Source organism: Psychrobacter sp. TB55-MNA-CIBAN-0194 (genome assembly GCF_040309505.1).
Lineage (GTDB): Bacteria > Pseudomonadota > Gammaproteobacteria > Pseudomonadales > Moraxellaceae > Psychrobacter > Psychrobacter fozii.
Genome location: NZ_JBEOOW010000514.1, coordinates 1 through 255, shown reverse-complemented (window position 1 = coordinate 255; position 255 = coordinate 1). Strand labels below are relative to the sequence as shown.

At 40.0% G+C, this 255-nt stretch carries 1 protein-coding gene; it reads left to right on the top strand.

Annotation, left to right across the window (positions count from 1 at the left end; all coding sequences use genetic code 11):
- Window positions 1–255: DUF72 domain-containing protein (locus AAEY75_RS16090; RefSeq protein ID WP_352260160.1), on the top strand; the 255-nt coding region annotated here is incomplete at both ends.

Genomic DNA, 255 nt, shown 5'->3' with positions numbered 1-255 from the left:
CAGAAGCGCTGATTGATGCACAACAAAAAAAGCCGCATCTGCCCGTGCATGCTATTGCTACAAGTGAGCAACCCATGGCACGTTTTGTTATTGCTAATTTACAAAGTGAATATAAAACCTTTTATAAGCCTTGGCTTAGTAAAGTAAAACAGTGGCTTGATGAAGGAAAAACGCCCTATGTATTTTTTCATACCGCAGACAACCGAGAAGCACCATTATTAGCAAGGCAGTTTTGTAAGGACCTAAGTTATAACC